The following is a 19,129-nucleotide window of genomic DNA, read 5'->3' on the forward strand; positions in this document are numbered from 1 at the left end:
CGAGAGCTTCTAAACATTGCCTCTTACCCCTCACGATAGCTACAAAAGCGCCTTGTCACTCTCTTTATCTTACGCGTTTTAATTCCCGTCTCACTTTACGATACGTTCTCACCTGCTTAAAGACACCATAATAAAGTTCTAAAATCATCATGGGAATACAAGCAACCACCAATGTCACACACATAAGCACGTAAACAAATATCATGACAAGAATATCACCCCTTTTTTCTCTATCGCCTTTTTTATATCGATCCTTTTGATCGGTTATTTTACCCCGTTGCTGGTTTATTTCTTTCAATTTTTGAGTATTTTTTCTCAACAAAAACCACAATGTGATGTAGAGTATCAACATAACTGGGAATAAGACCAAAACACACACTATAATAACTTTCCAAAACGCATACAGAGAGAGAAAAAGAGGTGTATCCCACCACCCTGTCCGTTCCCCATTGCTACCCAAGGATAGGAGAAAGAAAATCCTGTTCCATAACTCAAGAGAGAAAATGTTGTACTCTTTGCTATCCAAGGATGAGAGAGAGAGAATCCTGTTCCACAGCTCAAGAAAGAAAATCCTGTTCCATAGCTCAATAATGAGTGAGAGAAAACAAATGACAACACGCTCTCGCATAGAAAAAATACTTTTTTCGAAAAAATGGCGCAGCCCATTATAAAATTCTGACTTTTTCCCCTTCATTGCTCTTCCTTTTTTTATGAAAAACGCATTTTTTTATCTCATGCCCGCTCTTTTAAGAACCAAGAAAAGTGCGATGCATGGCACTTTCCTTATTTTTAACAAACAGCCCTGATTTTCTAAAAGCGCGGTTGCTCTTCCAAATGATTAAGAGCAGCCTCATCATTACAAAAGAAAATAGACTCTCTTCTTTGCCTGATAATTTTCTAACCATTCATCCTCCCCTCTTCTTGTGTCACGAGAGCTTCTAAACATTGCCTCTTCCCCCTCACGATAGCTACAAAAGCGCCTTGTCACTCTCTTTATCTTACGCGTTTTAATTCCCGTTTCACTCTACAATAGGTTCTCACGCGCTTGAAAACAAAATAATAAAATTCTAAAATGAGCATGACAACACCCGCAGGAAAAAAGACGTCTAGCAGAAATAACAACCAAAAGTATACAATAAAAAAACTGCTTATTTTTTCTCTATTGTTTTTTACCGGATTATTTTGTTGATCGGTTGTGTGCCCCCGTTGCTGGATAGCCTCATCCAACTGCTGAATCTTTTTTTTCAACAAATACGTTAAGATGAGATAAAGCACCAATAAAACAGGCATCGAGGCAACAACAACAACCATGATGACTTCACGCAGCACAAAGAGCGCCAAAAGAGTGCTATCCTGTGATACACTCAACGGCCACTTGGCTTCTAATGGAATCAAAAGAGCTTTATAACCTATCCCAACAAGGATAGAAATAAGACAAATAATCATATGATCTTTATAAGAACGAAATGATTTTCCAAAAAAAAGAGAGCACCGTTTGTTATAAAATGTGGAATTTTCCCCCTTCATTTGCTCTTCCCTTTTATGCAACTGTTTGTCCCTAACTTTATAACGACACGCATAATCTCTCAAAGCACAATTGCATCCATTATCGTCAAACAGAACACCCCAGAAAATACTCGTATTGCATATTCATGTTGCCAATATTTTTGCCAATTCACGTGCTTGTTTTAAAGAAATCTCTCAACACTTGCAAACCAACGCGCATCACCCCCATTTCATGAACATCCCCCATGAAAGGGATAACAATAGCGCTCCCATGAATATATCCCCCTTACTATAAACTCTATCACCCCTATTGTTTCAATAAAAAATGTAATCCAGCACCATTCATATACGCCCCCTGCAGCCTCTACAATAGCCTTACCCTCCCCTTGCGACAAGCCACGCCATAACTCCGTTCCTCAACACGGACACCCCCACCATTACCCTAAGGCTCCCGACAACAACCATACCCGCTCCCCTACAACAGCCATACCCGCCCGCACCCTACAAACAGCCATACCGCTCTGCCCCTACAACAGCCATACCGCTGCCTCTACAACAGCCTTTACCCGCCGCCCCTACAAACAGCCATACCGCTCTTGCCCCTACAACAGCCATACCGCTGCCCCTACAACAGCCATACCGCTGCCTCTACAACAGCCTTTACCCGCACCCCCCCTACAACAGCCATACCCACCACCCCTTCTACAACAGCCATACCGCTGCCCCCTACAAACAGCCCTATCTAGCTTCTACGATAGCCTTTATCCCTTGAAAAGACAGAAGCATTTTTATTCTTTTCTCTATTGTTTTCCGCCCACTTAAGACATGAAAAAAGGAACTTCCATTGATGCGCAAATTGATCGCGCAATAAGAGCATTTGAAATGAGAAAATCTTACAACTTTCTTATTCCAATTAAAAAGGCTCAATGATCATTCAAAATACGATGATATCTTCCATTTTTCATTAGAGTTCTTGCAAGCCAATAGCTCAGAATATATTCATAAAAGCGCTTCTAAGATACGAGACAGCCGCGATTCTTGAGATCAAGCATTTTAATATTAATGAAAGCACTAACATTCCCTTGCAAGTTTGAGGTGTTGTTTTGTTAACAATCTTGTTAGCATGAACTGATTCTATGATGATGCGATATCATCACAATTGCTCTTTATAAACAGCATAATGATACGCATCATTTTACTCACACTTCTTTATAAGCCTTGCGTTATAGGCTTGTGGGGAAAAGATAAAGGAGAATCCTGTTGAATATAGCAATTATTTTGGGGTCTGTGCGTCAACCTTCCTTAACAAGAACTTTAGCCAGTTATTTAGCGGATTGCCTCATAAAGCGGGGTGCATCACTTCATTGGGTTGATTTGCGTGAACAGCCCTTGCCGATGACAGATCCCGATTATCATCAGCAGGTAGAGGCTAATCCAAGTGCTGCGGTCCGTGAGTTTGTCAAAACCATTGCCGCGGCTGATGGCGTTATTCTAGCAAGCCCTGTTTATCAAGGATCTTATTCGGGTGTTTTAAAAAATGCTCTTGATAATTTGAGCTATAATGCCTTTTTAAATAAACCTGTTGGACTTATCTCTCATGGGAGTACGGCCAAAAAATGCGCACAACCGTGTGAACATTTAGTGCCGGTGGTGCACACGCTTTATGGTTACACACTCCAATGTCAAATCGCCTCTTCCAACGAAGATTTTTCCTCAGATGATGAAGGTCGTACTTGGAAAGTTATAAGTGAAGAGGTACAAACCCGTTGTGAAAGACTTGCTGATGAAATGTACACATTTTTAAAGCAAAGAGGTGGGATTTAAAGCAATAAGGGAGGGGGCATGAAAAAAAAGGATGCGCACTATCGTTATTTAGTGGTAGGGGGCACTGGGATGCTAGCCCCTTTGTATCAATCACTAGAGCCGCAAGAAGTGATTATTGCTGCACGCTTTCTTTCCCATAAAGTCCAGCTTGAGGCATTGCACAACAAACAGTTGTGCGTGTCGTTGGATTATGATTGTGCGGCATCAAAGGCACAATTTTTAGAAGCTGTGAAGCAATGGCATGATCTAAAATATTGCATATTATGGATTCATTCGCCCGCCTATGCATTTTCTTGCGCATTAATTGAGCAGTTGGCTCTTTTGCCTAAACCGCCATGTATTCTTCATATTTTTGGTTCCAACACGCATGATCAAATGATCCTCGAGTGCGCGCGCAAAAACAAGGTTGATTTTATCCCCATTCAATTAGGACAAAAAACAACGCCCAAAGGTTTACGATGGCTGACCCATAAGGAGATAAGCCAACAGGTACTGGATGCCATAAAAAACCATATGAATAAACAAAACTTATGAGCAACACCTATGGCTTTGCAAAGAAGCAGTGCCCCTTCAATCTCTATCCATACCCGAACACCCTCTTAAATAACTCATACTCTCTTACATCATAGGCTTTGAGAACGAACAATCCCCCTCCCTTACGCCTCTAAACAGCATGCCTATATCAACAGCTCCAAAACCAAACGTTTTTCTAACCCTTCTCATGCGGGCTTATCCCCTTCTCACAACCGTCACAGCTCTTGACCAACCACACCCCCTTTTACAGTTCCACGTTTTTACGATTTTGCAAATTCACAGAAAACAAGCAAACTTCCGATAAACCGCCCCATTAAAGCCTATACAAGCCTATTACAAACCTATCATCAGCCTATTCATTGCCATCAGCCCTTTTCCCCCAACGCCCTCCATTACCCCATTCCCCCAATCCCCCATTCCAATTTTGACGCATTGCACAATCCAACCTTTACGCCTCCATTAACACCTTTTCTCCCTATATCCTCCCCACAACCATCACGGCTCTTGACCAACCACACCCCCTATTACAGTTACACGTTTTTACGATTTTGCAAATTCACAGAAAACAACAAAACTTCCGATAAACCGCCCCATTAAAGCCTATCACCAGCCTATTACAAACCTATCACCAGCCTATTCATTGCCATCAACCCTTTTCCCCCAACGCCCTCCATTCCCCCATTCCCCCATTCCAATTTTGACGCATTGCACAATCCAACCATCCTCCATTGGCGCCCTCTTCTCCCCATATCCTCCCCACAACCATCACGGCTCTTGAGCAACCACACACCTTTTTACAGTTCCACGTTTTTACGATTTTGCAAATTCACAGAAAACAACAAACTTCCGATAAACCGCCCCATTAAAGCCTATACAAGCCTATCACCAGCCTATTACAAACCTATCATCAGCCTATTCATTGCCAACAGCCCTTTTCCCCCAACGCCCTCCATTCCCCCAATCCCCCATTCCCCCATTCCAATTTTGACGCATTGCACAATCCAACCTTTACGCCTCCATTGGCACCCTCTTTACCCCATATCCTCCCCACAACCGTCACAGCCCTTGAGCAACCACACGCCCTATTACAGTTTCACGTTTTTACAATTTTGCAAATTTACAGAAAACAAGCAAACTGCCGATAAACCGCCCCATTAAAGCCTATCATCAGCCTATTACAAGCCTATACAAGCCTATTCATTGCCATCAACCCTTTTCCCCCAACGCCCTCCATTACCCCAATTCCCCATTACCCCATTCCAATTTTGACGCATTGCACAATCCAACCATTACGCCTCCATTGGCACCTTTTCTCCCCATATCCTCCCCACAACCATCACGGCTCTTGAGCAACCACACGCCTTTTTACAGTTTCACGTTTTTACGATTTTGCAAATTCACAGAAAACAACAAAACTTCCGATAAACCGCCCCATTAAAGCCTATACAAGCCTATTACAAACCTATCATCAGCCTATTCATTGCCAACAGCCCTTTTCCCCCAGAGATCAGCGTAAAATGAGAAAAACAATCGATGCCCTCTCCCCAAGCCGTGAAGCAATGGCATGATCTAAAACTTACGCCTCCCCCATGACACGAGCACTACATGCGCTTTTTCAGCGCTGCGTTTAATTGTTTGGTAACCTTGTAATACGAGATCAAACGCTTGATAAAAGAAATATACAGTGCCACAATGGGTATTGTTAAGAAAAAATCAAAAACACCCCCCAGCAGAATGATCAAAATCACCGTCCAAAATGCCGCTATTTCGTAATGCATTTTATCCCCTTCCCTTTATAAATTGATTGATTGGGTTGCTTCAGTCACTTCTTCCAACTGCTGAATCTTCTTTTTCAATCGATGGGTTAAAATTTCACGAAGGATCACAACAACAGGGATCGTTGCAAAAATACATACCGATAAAAAAAACCAGAAAAACAAGAGAATGACAAAATATTCAAATCTGCTCTCATCTACCTTAGCAGCTATCCCTTTAGAGCAAATCACATAGACATAAGCTTTGAAAAACATAATGATGAAAGAGAGGCATGCGTGGAGGATATAATCTTTGCGTGAAAAAGCGAGCCATTTTTTTAACGAATAGGAACTTATCTGTGTTTCTAGTGCTAAGTTTTGCGGCACTCTCTCTTTTTCTTTTCCGCTTTTTTCAAAGAAACAAAAACGCTGTGGGTGTTCTTTCATCAAACGTCTTTGTTTTTTCACTCTGTAATAGAGCCTCAAACGCTTGATTAAAGAATAATAAGGCGCCACAATAATCATATTCACAAAAATGGCAAAAACTGTAACTGCATTTAGAAAAAAACATCCAATCGGCAGAAAAAAAATAAAAACCGCGGCCTCACTCCTCATGCGTATAACCTCATTGATTAATCTCTTGCTGCTTTATTTTTTCTTTTAGTTTTTTCTTTATTTTTTCCAATTTGCGCTCTTTAAAACGACCAATCCCCCACAAAATAGGAAGGGGTGTGAGAAGACAAAACCATATCAACACTGGTAAGAGAAAAATAAGAGAACCAATTCCTTCCCATCTTGTCCATTGTAACGACTGTACTAGAGATTTTGCACCCGCAGGAACTTCTAAAGCCATCATGATAAGGCATGTACAAAACATGATAAAAAAGCGGCGCCCTATTATTTTACACCGTCCCACCCCTTTACACCTTTCCACTGAAGACACCATAAATTTTCTAAATGAAAAGAAAGACACTTCAAATGTTGCTTTTTTCTCCTGCATTGTTCCCCTCTGCTTTTACGCTTCGCGCTTTTTACGCATTATTTTCAGGTTTAAGCTCTTTTTAATTTATCTAAACTCTTTATTTTTCTCAATAAATTTTTTCCTCAACCCTAATTTCTACATCCATATATTCTAACTCCCCATCCTTTATGTAAAGAATATGAGGACGATAGTTTTTTCCATCAACCTCACAAATCGCGTCCTTTTCGTAAACAAAATATCCCTGTTGCCTTAATTCTTCTCTTTTTTCCTCGATCAAATTTTCATAAGAATCTCTTCTTCTATTGCACAAATTGGGATCTGTAGCTCTAAAACATTCATAGCTTTCCACCTCCATGGAAAAATTCTTTGCCGCCTGTTGAAGCAAATCGTAACTGGGTTGCTTTGTCTTTTCTACCGCTTGAGCAATCACCATTGCGCGTTCCAGATGCTCCTCTTCGATGCTTGTTTCAAAGCCCAGCTTCTCACCTTCCATAAAGCTTTTGTGATAAGAGTGTAAAGTTTCAACATCGCCCATCAAAGCCAGAGCAGCAAGATAACGCAAGGAATAAGAAGCCAACCGAGGGACCACAGTTTTGTTTTCCCAAGGCAGGATTCTATATTGAGAGTGAAGCATCTTGCCAAGATCAACCTCAGTCATTGCCTCATCTAAAGCTTTCTCGAGTACACGACGTAAACATCCAACGCTTACCTTTTCTTCAAAAATTTCCAACCCCTTCACATCAAAACTCAATTCAAGAGCAATCAAACCTCCAGAATTATAAGGGTCTATTGTTTGGCAAGCCGCCGCATGGATACCAGAAACCACCGCAATTGCACAATCAAATCGCGGATACCCCTTCTCAGCATTATAAAGAAACTGCACTTCACGATCTGGTAAATAATAGGTGGCCAAATGATCTCCTTTTCCTTCAATTTCCACCTTCCACCCCAAACTCTTTAAAAGCGCCGTTGCACTTTCCATCGTTAAGATTTCTTCATCAGAAAGAGAAAACTCTTTTTCCTCAGATAACAGCTTAATCATCGGCATTGCTCCACTAGACGGCTCAAAAGCGACAGGTTGTTCAAGCACGCGGCTTAATTCTTTTGTCACTTGGCAATACAGTCTCACCCGCTTGAAAGTAGAGTAATACAATGCCCAAATAAACATCATGACCACGGCAGAAAGCAGCGTGAAAAGCGTCAAGCCCACACCCCACGAGAGTACAACAATAATATCCATCATTTTAATATCTATCATTTTCTCCGCCCCTTCATGCGCTGTTTTGTTGAGAAGCGGTTTTTCTCCGCTTCCAGATTGCTTGCTCCAACATATCGATCTTTTCTTTCAACAGAACCGTGAAAATGATACGAACCACAAAGGCAACAGGGATGAACAAAAAAATAAACCATGATATAAGCTCCATAATTAACGAGAGAGCTGCCACGACATCCCCTTCCCACTCCGCCAACTTCCACCCAAGCAACATGGGTACGAAGCGAAGAGCCATTCTTAAAGCAGCCACAATGAAAGCAATACAAAAGATGACTTTATAATTTTTGCGTGTCAGAAACGCTTCTTCAAGCGCAAAAGTCCGTGGTTCTTTATCCAATGGTGAATTTTTTCCATTGCCCCTCATTTTTTATCCCTCATTTGTTTCAATTTCTAAGCCATTTTCATGAACCGAAGCTTTCGTCCTCACAATGAATGAGAGCTCATCAATATCAAGCGTTTGTATTCTTCATCTTTTATAAAGACAATATCAGGGGTGCCTTTTTTTCATCACCTTCAAACATCGCACGAAGAGAAGGTCTCTCCTACAACGCATGAGAATATATAAAGACCAGTATTCATTTTCTGCCCTCCCTTCACACGCTGTTTTGTTGGTAAGCCGTTTTTCTTCGCTGCCAGATTTCTTGATCCAACTTATCGATCTTTTTTTTCAACAAACGCGTAAAGATGATACCGACCACAAAGGCAACAGGAATGAGTACAAAAAGAAGCGCTGATATAAAAACCAATATTAATGTTAAAATGAACAGGATATAATTCCACCACCCTGTCAAATCCCACTTAAAAAACATAAAGAATGCCATTATAAAAGCTGACACAATGAAAGCAATGCAAAAGATGACTTTATAATTTTTGCTTGTCAAAAACGCTTCTTCCAGCGAAAAAGACCGTAACTCTTCATCCAATGGTGCATTTTTTCCATTGCCCCTCATTTTTTACCCCTCATTTGTCTCAATTTTTAAGCCATTTTCATGAACCGAAGCTTTCGTCCTCACAATGAATGAGGGTTCATCAATATCAAGCGTTTGTATCCCTCATTTTTTATAAAGACAATATCAGGGGTGCCTTTTTTTCATCTCCTTCAAACATCATGTTTTCATCACTCACAGTGTACCCCCTATTATCTTAAGGCTTCTCTTTTCTCCTCGATCAAATTTTCATAAAAATATCTTCTTCTATTGCACAAATTTGGGTCTCTGACTCTAAAATTCTAAGTGCTCTTTTTATTTTCAGGAAGATAAGCTGCTTTCCAAAGAAGAAGCAAACGAGTGCAAGAAAATCGTAACGAGGTTGCTTTGTCTTTATGACGATTTAAATCATCAACAAAACCGGCCCAAATTGATTTTTTCGATATTTTTTTCAAAGCCCAAACTTTCACCTTCCATAAAGCTTTTATGAGAAAGCTGCCAAATGTTAACATCACCAAGCAATGTCAAAACCACAAGGGTGTGCAAGTAAAGAAGAAGCCACTTGAGAGATAGAACAATTTCCTTTCCCCAAGGTGGTGCCCCCATATTGAAAGCCCAAACACGCGGCCAAGATCAACCTCAGTCCCAGATCAACCTCATTCATTGCCCTCATCAAAAACTTCCTCAAGTACACAGCATAAATGCCTTACGCTTACCTCTTCCTCAAAAATTTCCAATCCCTTTGCCTTAAAATCCACCCCTTTGCCTCAATGCCTCGTTGTCAATCTGGCAAAGCCCTAAAATGATAAGGATTAATCATTTGGCAAGCCGCCGCATGGATACCAGCGCCTCTCACAATTCCATAACCAAATTGCACAAAACCTTTTTCATCCAGAGAGAGAGAAACTGTCCTTCACGGTCTCGTAAATAAATAACAGTCTCGTAAATAAATAGATGTCCCTCTTTTCTTTCAATTTTCCCCCTCCACCCCAAGCTCTTTAAAAGCACTGTTACACTTTCTATGGAGCAAAACGTGTGCTTTTGGCTCACCTTCTCTATGCGTCTTGCCTCTCCACCTGCAAGAAAATGGGCTTTTTTTCCCCAAACACCAGAATATCTTTTGCTTTAAGTATAGATTTTTCGCTCTCAATATCGCTTGGTAAAACACATTTTTATGCTTGATAAAAGAAAATAAGTTACAAGATTTTCACTCTTTAAGAAAACACCAACAGCAAGTAAAGTCCAAGAGCAGCCCCTCTTCACTTTCCCCTTAAAAGCTCACAAAAATCCCACTCAAACAAAAGTACCACTCAAGCAAAAGTACCACTCAAGCAAGGATCTTACTCAAGCAAGAGCCTCAATTTTTCTCAAAACACGACACAAATATAAAAAAGCATAAAACGAGAAGTGCACCCCATGCTCCTTAATGAACAAGTCAAAAGCAAGGCTCAACGAAAGCCTCTCTTCACTTTTTCCCCTCGCTCATTTTCCCCTCGCTCACTTTCCCCTCACTCACATCGTATAATATGACGGGAGCTCCTTTCTGCTCAACCTCTTCTTCTAATTGCCGTATCATTTTGTTCAACTGACGGGTCACGATAAAACGCATAATAAAAACAATCGGTAAGAATAAAAAAGTACAGGCAAGCAGCCATGCCAGTGGCTCGAATACGACAAGAGAAACAAAGTCCTGCCCTCTCCATATCTTAACGACAACAGTTATAACTATTGGAGCAGTCGCCATGACCGTAGAAAGATNTGTCACGATAAAGCGCATAATAAAAACAATCGGTAAGAATAAAAAAGTACAGGCAAGCATCCATGCTAGTGGCTCGAATACGACAAGAGAAACAAAGTCCTGCCCTCTCCATATCTTAACGACAACAGTTATAACTATTGGAGCAGTCGCCATGACCGTAGAAAGATAGAATATTTTTTTATAGTCTTGCCAAACAAGAGAAAGCTGCTTTTTATCAAACATTCTGCTGCTTTTTTATTTTGGGGAGTTCTGTTTTAAGGCGATANGGTCACGATAAAACGCATAATAAAAACAATCGGTAAGAATAAAAAAGTACAGGCAAGCAGCCATGCCAGTGGCTCGAATACGACAAGAGAAACAAAGTCCTGCCCTCTCCATATCTTAACGACAACAGTTATAACTATTGGAGCAGTCGCCATGACCGTAGAAAGATAGAATATTTTTTTATAGTCTTGCCAAACAAGAGAAAGCTGCTTTTTATCAAACATTCTGCTGCTTTTTTATTTTGGGGAGTTCTGTTTTAAGGCGATATCGCGTTCATTCAGCACGCATTTCAGTTCCTTTTTCACGCGGCAATACAACCGCGCACGCTTGATAAACAGGTAATAAATGACAACGATTGGCACCCACAATAAAACATTTAAGACCATAAAGAACAGGAAAGAAAAGGCCATTAATGTTATAAGACTACTCGTCATTTTATCCTCCACGCCCATTCTTCATACGAATTGCCTGATCGCGTTGTTGTATTGCTTCTTTCAATTGTTGAAGTTTTTTGTTCAATTTTCTCGTTAATTTTATACACATGATCCCAATGATCGGAAAAAAGAGAAGAAGCCCAAACCATAGAATGCTCAACAGCTGCATGATAACGCCGACCATATCGCTCTTCCACCATACCAAATTTGCGACAAAGAAAGCAGATTGCAAAACAGTAAAGAGGATAAAGATAAAAAAGATTATTTTACATTCTTTTGAAGAAAGAGGCAGAAATTCTTTGAAGTTAAGAAAGCGCATTGTCGCATCAAGGGTCTTATGGGCGAGATTGTGTCTTTTCATTTCTCCCAGATCATTGCACAATTGTTGTATGGCTTGCTTTTTTTGCGTTGTACTCTTTTTCAAGTCTTGAGAGAGTTTAAAAGATAACCTGATATGTTTGATCAACCGGTAAGGAAGCCGGATCATAACCATAAACATTACAATGGCAATGATGGTGAACCCTAAAAAAGCCAAAAATTTTATAACAATAGTCACGTGTTTCCCCTATCGCATTGATGTGAAATCATCATTTTTATTCTCTTCTCAAGCAACCATTTCTAATTTCTTTATTGTTTTTTTCACGCCATAATGAAGGAGACTATGGAAGATTAAAATGACAGGTAAAGCGACAACAATACACGCACAAAACCAAAACAGCAGCTGCATGCCAAAAACGCCAACCTTAAACAATAGAGGCATATAATTGTGTAAAAAAATCACAGATTTTGGAAAAAAAGCAAAAAAAGCGAGCAAAACTGCGAAAACCACAATCACAATGAAAGCTAGAAAAAAGATGATACAATAATCTTTTCTTGAAAGTTCCAAAGATTCTTTAAAAGAAAGGGAGCTGAGCTCTGTTGCAAAAACTGTATTTTGTCCTATGCTGACTTTCTGATTATGCCCCAAATTCTGTAATGCACCCTTTTTTAATTTCCGCCGCATCCCACACAACAATATTGTCCGTTTTATCAAAGAATAATAAAGTACCAAGATTGTCATCAGAGTAGAAAAAAGTATCATGATCTCCCCGAGAAACATGACAGTACTCCACCATACTGTAGTCAAAATTACAAAAGTACTTATAAAAGAAGCAGCCACTTATTTTCCTATTGTGTTCTGTTGAGAAATTGGTTGTCTAGCTGTTGCTGCTCTGGCAATGTATCCCACAGCTTCATCATTTCCTTCACCTCCCGTTTAGAGATAGCGTTAAAGACAAAAAAGAGTGGAAAGAACACCACAAGAACACCAAAAATCATTTGCGGCAAAAGACATAAAAAAGCCCAAACACTATTCCATCCCGCATCACGCAAAAACACGATTGCAGGATTATTTTCAAAAGGCTGTTTCAAGATCTCTTTAATCATTTTTCGAAGATCTCCTTGTTCCATTTGTCCCAGTGCTTGAAACTGTTCTTTGGATATAACGTGAAAAAACTCCAAAGGATTCATATAGACAGTCGCGGCAAAAAGCACCAACAAGAGGATAGCCAAACACAAAATGATGACGTAATCTTTTCTTGAGAGAGCCGTCCATTTTTTGAAAACCGCACACTGATTCAACACGGGCTGTGACGCAAAAGCCGTATTTCCCTTATGGGCAGATTGGTGTTGTGATTTATCTTCGATCATACGGATATTTTCTCACTTCTAACATGCCCACTCACTCTTTGAGAACATGCAACCAGCAAAACCGGTTTATCTAGCACTCTTTTCACCATGAAACACACGCTATAAGCCCCTTTAAGTCTATTTTTAAATTCCTCATACGTGACAACATACAATCCCTAAACCTTACAAGCACAAATGCCATTGTATCCTCTTATCTATTACCCACACTTCAAAAGACAATGTTTCACAAAACTCAACAAGCAAAAATATTCAATCTAAGAAATATCTGATGTGTAAAGTTTACAAACAATACGCTGATTTATAACAATTTATTGTTTTTCATATTAAATGAGAACCCTAAATACCGTAGGATTGTCTTATTCCAAACCTATTCCATATTAAATCAACCCAAACCATGTCTCTTGTGCGTTACAAGCAGAAAGAGCCATATAGAGTAAAACATTAAGAAAGGATGATAAATGCCTCTAAGGAAGCGCCTCAAATGCCAAGGGCTGTCTCAACAATGAGAGCTGGCAAAATGTGTGATGCTATAGACTTTCTTCTTCACAAGCGTAAAAATGGAAGTGTGCAATAGATTTTATATTATTCAAACTTTATATGGATTTCATTGGGGACTTTATCGTTATACCCTTCATGAGCACCCTTGCAAAATGGGCAAAAGAGAGCCCTAAGACATGGCTCTTTAAAAAGCAACACAACACAAAACAAAGTCAAACAAGCAATCGATTATCCAGTATAAAAAACGTGCGACAAACAACCTTAATCCTCATTTGAAAGCTTCTTAATCAAAAAGGCTTCATTTTAAAAATTCTTCATTAAAGATGAAATATCTCACAGCCCCTACATTTGTATAGCCCCTACATTCATCAAGGCATCTCTTATAAAAGCATCTTTTTATAAAGGCATTTTCTTCTTATAAAAACAGCCTCTTTCGATAATGCATTCCGTCCTTTAAACGACATCCCTCGTCTTATGATGAGATCCATTAAAACGGAAAATTTATACTCTATAAAGGATACTTACAAAGGATACACCAAACAAAATAGCGAGATCATTCACAGTTTATTTTAAGCCGATAAACGATATTTTATTTGAAAATATAGGGCATCTTATGCTATTATAATAGAATGCGGAGGTTTGCTTTTTGCCGCTCTCTGCCACTCAACAGAAGACAATATATCTCCTATAAAGGATAAAAGTATGCTTAACAGCGTGATGTATATCAAATATCTTGGGAAAACGCCCAACAACAAAAAAATAAGAGAACCCAAATAAAAAGCTTCCAACTTAAGAAAACAATGACCTTTCAAAAGTGGAATTGAAAAATTTCCACAAAGCGCTCGTGAAAAAAGAGACAAATAATCCCATTAGAAAAAACTTCCTATTAGAAAGACGATGACATGCCCTTGAAATCCATTGTTATTTTTTCATTCACATTTGACAAAAATTTTCCTTCAATCTCTCAAGAACAGTTAAGAAATATTTAGAAAGCAAATAATCCGCTAGCAATAAAAAAATAAGCATGACAGGGGCGGAAGATAAGACTGATAGGGATAAGATAAAAAAGGTAAGAAACCACCTTAAAGATGATTTTTTCGCCCCACACCGTTGCTTTTCTTTGCATTTAAAACGCCTTTAGTATCGTTTGTTTTTTGATCTGCAACGGCTGATATTTCCCGGTATTTGCTCACTCCCCCCCCAGTATTTTCCCCCTTTTAAGTATTTTCCTCCTTTTAAGTATTTTCCCCCTCTTAAGTATTTGCTCCCCCCAATATTTGCGCCAAGTGCTTTTTACATCACTGTCCCCCATCAACAGACAGTTTCTTTTTCATTCAAATGGTTAAGTTCATGAAAATACGTAAAAAACGCGGTAGATCGAAAATAACAGGAAAGCAAGAGCCCAATAGCTGTATTTCACGTGCCCAAAATTCCAGCGAATCTGCGCTTCAATCTGCGATTGAAATGCGTGCAAAACACTTTGGTTTAAGCTTCGAAGAAGCGAAAAATCCGCTTGTCGGAACCTATATTGGGCGTCTTTGTTTGCTTGGCTATAAAGAAGCTTCATCAGGCATCAGTAAAGAGCAATATGACACGGCGCAACAATACTTGCAAATTAGAAACGACTATTTATGTGCAAAAGGTTTACCAAACGGTTATTATGATGGTTTTACGCACAGCGCATCAGATGAGAAAGCAAAAAAGCAATGGGTCCAAAGAGCAACGGAACACTATGAAGCTATGCAAGAAGCGATTAAAGAAGCACAATATCTACATCGTCAACACAACTTTCATGCGGCATTACACTATCTTGTTATAGAAGATCAACCGCTGCCTAATCTTGTTGGTTCGTTGCGTATTATTCTTGATGCCCTTTATAAACATTTTGACAGTTCTACCCAAAAGAGCCTTGGCTAAAACACCCATCATTTCCTCCCCCTCACAGGATAAAGATTCTCCCCCTCCTTTTATAACATGCCTCTTTATAACCAGCGCCTTTATAAAGCCCCCCTTTGGCAAATGACACTTGAGAACCTCTGAGCATGCCCTTTCATAGAATTTCATGGAATTGACAAGCTTAAAGCGCACAACAAACAAGCTTAAAAATATCCACCACGCCCTTTAAAAAAATACTTCAACTGTCAAAGAGACTTAACCTTATACCTACCAGTGCCTCACTTAATCCATGCCTCAAAGGACAATATTTCACGGCATATTCACGGCATGGAACGGCATATTCACGGCATGGACAGGATAAATATTGCCCCCTCTTTAAAAAACAGCAACATTCTTCTCTCTACCCCCATTGTAACAAACCACCCTCATCATACACTTCACCCAATATCGCAACATCCTTAGCTCTTCAGACAATTCATTATCGTCATTTTACGTCTTTTCTTGTACAATTCTATATGGCTCTTCTGATCTTATGACGGACAAAAACTATGGCTTTTATTTCAGCATAATCTGGTTTTCTCATTCAAGATAAATAATGATAAAATATCCACTATAAATCAATAGCTTATCATTAAAACAACCCGTTGATTTTTGACACAATTAAAAGCATCATCCCTTAAACGAAAGAAAAAGCCCCTACCAACAATCTCCTCCCTCATCAACAACTGCACCGATAACCCTCCACACCCATCACACCACCACTAATACGACAGCCTGCACAGCCCTAATTACCCCCACAAATCGCCAACACCTAAAGCTTTGCCCCCGCAACACCTTCCAACCACCGCCTTCCCAATTTCATCAATAAAATACCACGGATTTCAAAACCACAATTCTCCCTTCACCTTTCCCCTCCTTTCTCAAAGGAGAAAATGTTTTTTGCCACATCAAAAACTTTTCCATTAAAACAAGATATTTTGCTGCATAGCCAATGAATGAGCTTTTTTCTGTAGATTTTTCCCGCGATAAAGGAGGAAAAATAATCGTTTTGCGGTTGACAGAATCTGAAAAATCGTATTTAATGACGGGTGCGGTAAGGGGTTTTCTGCGTCCAGATTTCACCGTAAAATTTTCGCATTATCATAGACTATTATAAGTTATTATAGACTGTTATAAAACAGTGTGTCTTGCGACAATGTTTAAAACTTTACGGTTTGAAGGTATCTTTCGTCTTTTTCTGACTGTTTTCTTTTGCATCACCCAATTTGCATCACCAACAACTCTATAATTTTGAGATTTTCAAAACAAGTGGTATTCAATAAGGGCTCTCAATAGAACGCCCTAATAATCTCCCCATAAAATACCAATATCATACATCACAGCAATGATGAGCAATACACGCATAAAAATATGAAAACGGCATTATTATGCTCTCATCGCCTCACCTTTCAAGATGCAAAGGCTTGTTTTTCAAAACATTGTTTAGCCAGAATTGAAGAAGATAATATCACTTATCGATCATCAACATAGAGGCTAAGATTATGAAGCCACAAGATTCTCCCCCACCACATTCCTCACAAACCCCAGAAGGGGCCAGTGCACCTGAAGGAGCGCATGCAAATGCATCATTAGACACTCTTACTGCACATTTAGAACGGCTTAACATTGAAAAAATAAAAAACACCCCTTTTAATCGTGCGGAATTAAAAGATATTATTGCCGGTTTAGAAAAGCATAATGCCGATGGCAGTTGGATCAAAAATTATTATGATATTCTAGATCTTTACATGATGCCAGCCTTGGTCGATCAAGCAAATCGTAAATATCCAGAGATGAATCTCAAACTTACAAGCCCCCCTGACGGCTTTGCCCTTGCTCTCAAAGAAACGCTCGAAAAGGGCATAAAATCTTCTAGGCTGATCGTTAACGCACAGGATAGGGGAATTCATTTTGCGGTTGTCGATCATCAAACCATTGATAATAAAACATCTTTGATCTTTTTTGAACCGACCTTACTGCGTGACACGCTTCCCGCATTACTTGCATTAAGGACGCGACAATCCATTGAACATCACCAATTTCCGAATATTCATTTTGCCATGGTAGAAATGGATATTCAACGAAGCTCCTCTGAATGTGGGATGTTCAGCTTAAGCCTTGCCAAAAAGCTTTATCTCGAAGCTCAAAAATTAGAAAGACTACACAAAGATAATATTAAGGGTGTGTTATGTGAACCAGACACGCCTTTACCTGCTGAAAAATTAGATCCATATCTTCCAGCTCGTTTATACAAACACGTGCAAGGAAGAAGACGTCTTGGGGAATATCTAAAAGCCAACCCAGAAGCAGCACAGGAGAAAGTAAACAAAAAAGGCGAAACCCTAACCGAAAGATTTGAGAGAAGCTTGGTAGCAACAGAGACAAAAACTGTTTCTGTTTCACAACACAAAAAAAGAGCCACAGAATACAAATCTCTAATGATGTAATAAGCGTTTTAGCCATAGCCATATTCCACATCCACAAAGAATAAAGCTCTGCGGCTTTACGGTAAGGCATAAATTGCTGTTAGCAAATCTTCTTTTGAGGTAAAGATGCAAACAGTAAGCAACGTGATCTCTTAAAAGATAAAAAGATACCTTACCTTTGACTCTTAAAAGCGGGGGATTTTGTCTTTCGTAACAAAATTTTTTAAAATAAAGATGATTTCATCTCTTTGTTTTTTTTAGATAAAAATCTTTCCTGCAAACATTGTTTAGCCAGAATTGAAGAAGATAATATCACCTATCGATTATCAATATGGAGGCTAATAGTATGAAGCCACAAGATTCTTCCCTCCCTCATTCCTCACAAACACCAGAAGGAGCAAGTGCAAATGAATCTTTAGAAGACCTTATTGCACGTTTAATGCAAAGTTCCATCCAAACAGAAGAAGAACATGTTGCACCGAGTTCTGACGAATTAAAAGATATTATTACAGGCTTAGAAGATGATCTTGTCACCGGCCGTTGGATTAACTCTTATTATGAAAACACAGATATTAGATTGATGCCGGCTCTCGTAGAAAAAGCAAACAGCAAATATCCAGAAATGAATCTCAAATTGGCTCTTACAGCAGAAGAGTTTTCGCACACCCTAAAAGAAGTCGTTGAGAGCGGCGCAAATTCTGCCCGATTTATAGTCAATTCGGGAAGCAAAATCCACTTTGCCGTCCTTGATTATCAAAAAGTTGATGACAAAATCTCTTTGATTATGCTTGAACCTACAACATTTCAGAATATCGCGGCTTGCAAACTAGGGATAAAAATAAATCAAACCCTTCAATGTCTTCAACTGCCTCCTTATTCTTTTACCACGGCAGAAATGGATATTCAGCGAAGCTCTTCTGAATGTGGGATGTTCAGCTTAAGCCTTGCCAAAAAGCTTTATCTCGAAGCTCAAAAATTAGCAAGATTGCACAAAGATAATGTTAAGGGTGTATTATGTGAACCCAATTCATCTTTATCTGCTGAAAAGTTAGATTCCTATCTTCCAACCACTTTTTATAAACATGCGCAAGGAAGAAGACGTCTAGAACACTATTTAAAAGTCCATCCGGAAGCTGAACATGAAACAGTCAACAAAAAAGGCGAAACCCTGAGGGAGAGATTTGAAAAAAACTTAAGAGAAACAGAGGGAAAAACTGTTTCCGTTTCCTCCCACCAAAAAAGGCTCACTGAATACAAATCTTTAACGATGTAAGTGAGGCTTTTCCATATTCCTATTCATCAAAGAACGAAGAGAGGCTGCTTTA

20 protein-coding genes are annotated in these 19,129 nt (G+C 39.4%); 5 read left to right on the forward strand and 15 right to left on the reverse strand.

Annotation, left to right across the window (positions count from 1 at the left end; all coding sequences use genetic code 11):
- Positions 1–64 precede the first annotated feature (64 nt).
- From ACFIMS_RS02390 to ACFIMS_RS02400, 3 genes are all read right to left on the reverse strand, one after another.
- On the reverse strand, positions 65–319 hold the full coding sequence (locus ACFIMS_RS02390; protein ID WP_375696355.1) for a hypothetical protein: 255 nt from the start codon (positions 317–319) through the stop codon (positions 65–67).
- A gap of 427 nt (positions 320–746) precedes the next feature.
- Positions 747–905 carry a hypothetical protein gene (locus ACFIMS_RS02395; RefSeq protein WP_375696356.1) on the reverse strand — a complete coding sequence of 53 codons (159 nt, stop codon included), beginning with the start codon at positions 903–905 and terminating at the stop codon, positions 747–749.
- 88 nt (positions 906–993) lie between these two features.
- Positions 994–1,527 carry a hypothetical protein gene (locus tag ACFIMS_RS02400; RefSeq protein ID WP_375696357.1) on the reverse strand — a complete coding sequence of 178 codons (534 nt, stop codon included), beginning with the start codon at positions 1,525–1,527 and terminating at the stop codon, positions 994–996.
- Positions 1,528–2,766: 1,239 nt separating this feature from the next.
- Here ACFIMS_RS02400 and ACFIMS_RS02405 point away from each other — a divergent pair.
- A complete protein-coding gene (locus tag ACFIMS_RS02405) occupies positions 2,767–3,330 on the forward strand; it encodes an NADPH-dependent FMN reductase (RefSeq protein WP_375611626.1) in 564 nt (187 codons plus the stop codon).
- An 18-nt stretch (positions 3,331–3,348) separates the two neighbouring features.
- Entirely contained in the window at positions 3,349–3,864 is a 516-nt protein-coding gene (locus tag ACFIMS_RS02410; RefSeq protein ID WP_375613629.1) for a short-chain dehydrogenase, read from the forward strand.
- 614 nt (positions 3,865–4,478) lie between these two features.
- Here ACFIMS_RS02410 and ACFIMS_RS02415 read toward each other — a convergent pair.
- The 11 genes from ACFIMS_RS02415 to ACFIMS_RS02465 all read right to left on the reverse strand — a co-directional run bounded on the left by ACFIMS_RS02415 (position 4,479) and on the right by ACFIMS_RS02465 (position 12,945).
- Positions 4,479–4,646 carry a hypothetical protein gene (locus tag ACFIMS_RS02415; protein ID WP_375696358.1) on the reverse strand — a complete coding sequence of 56 codons (168 nt, stop codon included), beginning with the start codon at positions 4,644–4,646 and terminating at the stop codon, positions 4,479–4,481.
- A gap of 1,011 nt (positions 4,647–5,657) precedes the next feature.
- Positions 5,658–6,233: a hypothetical protein gene (locus tag ACFIMS_RS02420; RefSeq protein ID WP_375696359.1), complete on the reverse strand. Its 576-nt coding sequence runs from the start codon at positions 6,231–6,233 to the stop codon at positions 5,658–5,660.
- Between the two features lie 10 nt (positions 6,234–6,243).
- Positions 6,244–6,618, reverse strand: a complete 375-nt coding sequence (locus ACFIMS_RS02425) for a hypothetical protein (protein ID WP_375696360.1) — start codon at positions 6,616–6,618, stop codon at positions 6,244–6,246.
- A gap of 88 nt (positions 6,619–6,706) precedes the next feature.
- Positions 6,707–7,858 carry a DUF6990 domain-containing protein gene (locus tag ACFIMS_RS02430; protein WP_375696361.1) on the reverse strand — a complete coding sequence of 384 codons (1,152 nt, stop codon included), beginning with the start codon at positions 7,856–7,858 and terminating at the stop codon, positions 6,707–6,709.
- 13 nt (positions 7,859–7,871) lie between these two features.
- Positions 7,872–8,237, reverse strand: coding sequence for a hypothetical protein (locus ACFIMS_RS02435; RefSeq protein ID WP_375627744.1), 366 nt, complete (start codon positions 8,235–8,237; stop codon positions 7,872–7,874).
- A gap of 229 nt (positions 8,238–8,466) precedes the next feature.
- The gene (locus tag ACFIMS_RS02440) at positions 8,467–8,823 is read right to left on the reverse strand and encodes a hypothetical protein (protein WP_375651383.1); all 357 of its coding nucleotides are present in this window, start codon (positions 8,821–8,823) and stop codon (positions 8,467–8,469) included.
- Positions 8,824–9,101: 278 nt separating this feature from the next.
- Positions 9,102–9,254 (reverse strand): hypothetical protein, encoded by a 153-nt coding sequence (locus ACFIMS_RS02445; RefSeq protein ID WP_375696362.1) that lies wholly within the window; start codon positions 9,252–9,254, stop codon positions 9,102–9,104.
- A gap of 56 nt (positions 9,255–9,310) precedes the next feature.
- Positions 9,311–9,472 (reverse strand): hypothetical protein, encoded by a 162-nt coding sequence (locus ACFIMS_RS02450; RefSeq protein WP_375696363.1) that lies wholly within the window; start codon positions 9,470–9,472, stop codon positions 9,311–9,313.
- 1,785 nt (positions 9,473–11,257) lie between these two features.
- The gene (locus ACFIMS_RS02455) at positions 11,258–11,812 is read right to left on the reverse strand and encodes a hypothetical protein (RefSeq protein ID WP_375630091.1); all 555 of its coding nucleotides are present in this window, start codon (positions 11,810–11,812) and stop codon (positions 11,258–11,260) included.
- A 48-nt stretch (positions 11,813–11,860) separates the two neighbouring features.
- A complete protein-coding gene (locus ACFIMS_RS02460; RefSeq protein ID WP_375682711.1) occupies positions 11,861–12,337 on the reverse strand; it encodes a hypothetical protein in 477 nt (158 codons plus the stop codon).
- Positions 12,338–12,423: 86 nt separating this feature from the next.
- Positions 12,424–12,945, reverse strand: a complete 522-nt coding sequence (locus ACFIMS_RS02465; protein ID WP_375621575.1) for a hypothetical protein — start codon at positions 12,943–12,945, stop codon at positions 12,424–12,426.
- Between the two features lie 1,848 nt (positions 12,946–14,793).
- Here ACFIMS_RS02465 and ACFIMS_RS02470 point away from each other — a divergent pair.
- On the forward strand, positions 14,794–15,360 hold the full coding sequence (locus ACFIMS_RS02470; RefSeq protein ID WP_375668241.1) for a hypothetical protein: 567 nt from the start codon (positions 14,794–14,796) through the stop codon (positions 15,358–15,360).
- Between the two features lie 840 nt (positions 15,361–16,200).
- On the opposite strand, the gene ACFIMS_RS02475 is transcribed toward ACFIMS_RS02470, so the two are convergent.
- Positions 16,201–16,461 (reverse strand): hypothetical protein, encoded by a 261-nt coding sequence (locus tag ACFIMS_RS02475; RefSeq protein ID WP_375696364.1) that lies wholly within the window; start codon positions 16,459–16,461, stop codon positions 16,201–16,203.
- 419 nt (positions 16,462–16,880) lie between these two features.
- Here ACFIMS_RS02475 and ACFIMS_RS02480 point away from each other — a divergent pair, with 419 nt between their 5' ends.
- Together ACFIMS_RS02480 and ACFIMS_RS02485 are read left to right on the forward strand one after the other, a co-directional pair.
- The gene (locus tag ACFIMS_RS02480; RefSeq protein ID WP_375696365.1) at positions 16,881–17,825 is read left to right on the forward strand and encodes a YopJ/AvrA family T3SS effector serine/threonine acetyltransferase; all 945 of its coding nucleotides are present in this window, start codon (positions 16,881–16,883) and stop codon (positions 17,823–17,825) included.
- A gap of 325 nt (positions 17,826–18,150) precedes the next feature.
- Positions 18,151–19,077 (forward strand): YopJ/AvrA family T3SS effector serine/threonine acetyltransferase, encoded by a 927-nt coding sequence (locus tag ACFIMS_RS02485; RefSeq protein WP_375696366.1) that lies wholly within the window; start codon positions 18,151–18,153, stop codon positions 19,075–19,077.
- Positions 19,078–19,129: the final 52 nt, after the last annotated feature.

Source organism: Bartonella sp. AP331QHHD (genome assembly GCF_042195905.1).
In the GTDB taxonomy this organism is placed as follows: domain Bacteria; phylum Pseudomonadota; class Alphaproteobacteria; order Rhizobiales; family Rhizobiaceae; genus Bartonella.